2 rRNA genes are annotated in these 3,264 nt (G+C 49.5%); both read right to left on the reverse strand.

Going from position 1 to position 3,264, the window contains the following annotated elements:
• Positions 1-116 (reverse strand): 5S ribosomal RNA (gene rrf / locus ACYVRS_RS14705).
• 75 nt (positions 117-191) lie between these two features.
• A 23S ribosomal RNA gene (locus tag ACYVRS_RS14710) occupies positions 192-3,106 on the reverse strand.
• Positions 3,107-3,264 lie beyond the last annotated feature (158 nt).

Raw genomic sequence — 3,264 nt, forward strand, 5'->3', positions numbered from 1 at the left:
GCGTGGCGACGTCCTACTCTCACAAAGGGAAACCCTTCACTACAATCGGCGCTAAGAAGCTTAACTTCTGTGTTCGGCATGGTTACAGGTGTATCCTTCTTGCTATCGCCACCACACTATTCAATTGAGTAAGTGTTGCTCACTCAAAACTGGATTGAAGAATCAAAACTCTTCCGAGTTTTACTTTAATTTTGGTTAAGTCCTCGATCGATTAGTATCAGTCCGCTCCAACTATCACTAGCCTTCCACTTCTGACCTATCTACCTGATCATCTCTCAGGGATCTTACTTTCTTAAAGAAATGGGAAATCTCATCTTGAGGTGGGCTTCACACTTAGATGCTTTCAGCGTTTATCCCTTCCCTACATAGCTACCCAGCGATGCCTCTGGCGAGACAACTGGTACACCAGCGGTAAGTCCATCCCGGTCCTCTCGTACTAAGGACAGCTCCTCTCAAATTTCCAACGCCCGCGACGGATAGGGACCGAACTGTCTCACGACGTTCTGAACCCAGCTCGCGTGCCGCTTTAATGGGCGAACAGCCCAACCCTTGGGACCGACTACAGCCCCAGGATGCGACGAGCCGACATCGAGGTGCCAAACCTCCCCGTCGATGTGGACTCTTGGGGGAGATAAGCCTGTTATCCCCAGGGTAGCTTTTATCCGTTGAGCGATGGCCCTTCCATGCGGAACCACCGGATCACTAAGCCCGACTTTCGTCCCTGCTCGAGTTGTAGCTCTCGCAGTCAAGCTCCCTTCTGCCTTTACACTCTTCGAATGATTTCCAACCATTCTGAGGGAACCTTTGGGCGCCTCCGTTACTCTTTAGGAGGCGACCGCCCCAGTCAAACTGCCCATCTGACACTGTCTCCCAGCCCGATAAGGGCTGCGGGTTAGAGTGGCCATAACGCAAGGGTAGTATCCCACCATTGCCTCCATCGAAACTGGCGTCCCGATCTCTACGGCTCCTACCTATCCTGTACATGCGGTACAGACACTCAATATCAAACTACAGTAAAGCTCCATGGGGTCTTTCCGTCCTGTCGCGGGTAACCTGCATCTTCACAGGTACTAAAATTTCACCGAGTCTCTCGTTGAGACAGTGCCCAAATCGTTACGCCTTTCGTGCGGGTCGGAACTTACCCGACAAGGAATTTCGCTACCTTAGGACCGTTATAGTTACGGCCGCCGTTTACTGGGGCTTCAATTCGTACCTTCGCTTACGCTAAGCACTCCTCTTAACCTTCCAGCACCGGGCAGGCGTCAGCCCCTATACTTCATCTTTCGATTTTGCAGAGACCTGTGTTTTTGATAAACAGTCGCTTGGGCCTATTCACTGCGGCTGCTCGTTAGAGCAGCACCCCTTCTCCCGAAGTTACGGGGTCATTTTGCCGAGTTCCTTAACGAGAGTTCTCTCGCTCACCTTAGGATTCTCTCCTCGACTACCTGTGTCGGTTTGCGGTACGGGCCATTGTTTTCTCACTAGAAGCTTTTCTTGGCAGTGTGACATCAGAGACTTCGGTACTATTATTTCCCTCCTCATCACAGCTTGTCCGTGTAGTTAGAAGCATTTGACTCCTATCAAGACTTACTGCTTGAACAGACATATCCATCAGTCTGCATCTCTTAGCCTCCTGCGTCCCTCCATTGCTCAAACAAAAACAACGGGTACAGGAATATCAACCTGTTGTCCATCGCCTACGCCTTTCGGCCTCGGCTTAGGTCCCGACTAACCCTGGGCGGACGAGCCTTCCCCAGGAAACCTTAGTCATTCGGTGGACAGGATTCTCACCTGTCTTTCGCTACTCATACCGGCATTCTCACTTCTAAGCGCTCCAGCAGTCCTCACGGTCTACCTTCGACGCCCTTAGAACGCTCTCCTACCAATGCACCTTATGGTGCACTCCACAGCTTCGGTAATATGTTTAGCCCCGGTACATTTTCGGCGCAGGGTCACTCGACTAGTGAGCTATTACGCACTCTTTAAATGGTGGCTGCTTCTGAGCCAACATCCTAGTTGTCTGTGCAACCCCACATCCTTTTCCACTTAACATATATTTTGGGACCTTAGCTGGTGGTCTGGGCTGTTTCCCTTTCGACTATGGATCTTATCACTCACAGTCTGACTCCCGGATATGAATGTATGGCATTCGGAGTTTATCTGAATTCGGTAACCCGAGATGGGCCCCTAGTCCAAACAGTGCTCTACCTCCATCATTCTCAATTCCGAGGCTAGCCCTAAAGCTATTTCGGAGAGAACCAGCTATCTCCAAGTTCGTTTGGAATTTCTCCGCTACCCACACCTCATCCCCGCACTTTTCAACGTACGTGGGTTCGGTCCTCCAGTGCGTTTTACCGCACCTTCAACCTGGACATGGGTAGATCACATGGTTTCGGGTCTACGACAACATACTCAATCGCCCTATTCAGACTCGCTTTCGCTGCGGCTCCGTCTCTTCAACTTAACCTCGCATGCTATCGTAACTCGCCGGTTCATTCTACAAAAGGCACGCTATCACCCATTAACGGGCTTTAACTTGTTGTAGGCACACGGTTTCAGGATCTATTTCACTCCCCTTCCGGGGTGCTTTTCACCTTTCCCTCACGGTACTGGTTCACTATCGGTCACTAGGGAGTATTTAGCCTTGGGAGATGGTCCTCCCGGATTCCGACGGAATTCCTCGTGTTCCGCCGTACTCAGGATCCTCCTAGGTGTCATCCAAATTTCGTCTACGGGGTTTTTACCCTCTTTGACATACTTTTCCAAGTATTTCGACTATCTGAATAAACTACCATATCGGAGTCCTACAACCCCAACAAGCAAGCTTGTTGGTTTGGGCTTTTCCCGTTTCGCTCGCCGCTACTCAGGGAATCGAATTTTCTTTCTCTTCCTGCAGGTACTTAGATGTTTCAGTTCTCTGCGTCTACCTCGACTGTGCTATGTATTCACACAGACGTAACATCCTATAAAAGATGCTGGGTTTCCCCATTCGGAAATCTCTGGATCATAGCTTACTTACAGCTCCCCAAAGCATATCGGTGTTAGTCCCGTCCTTCATCGGCTCCTAGTGCCAAGGCATCCACCGTGCGCCCTTATTCACTTAACCTTTGACCTTACGGTCGGTTTTTCAAGTACTTCTTCTAGCGATAGAAGGTTGCTTGACTAAAATAAGCGTTGAACTTATTAAAAAACTCTTTTTTGTTCAACTCGGTGTGTGTTACTTGTTTTGATTTCTTCAATATCCAGTTTTCAATGAACAATACT

This window comes from Enterococcus salsurae (assembly GCF_054784955.1).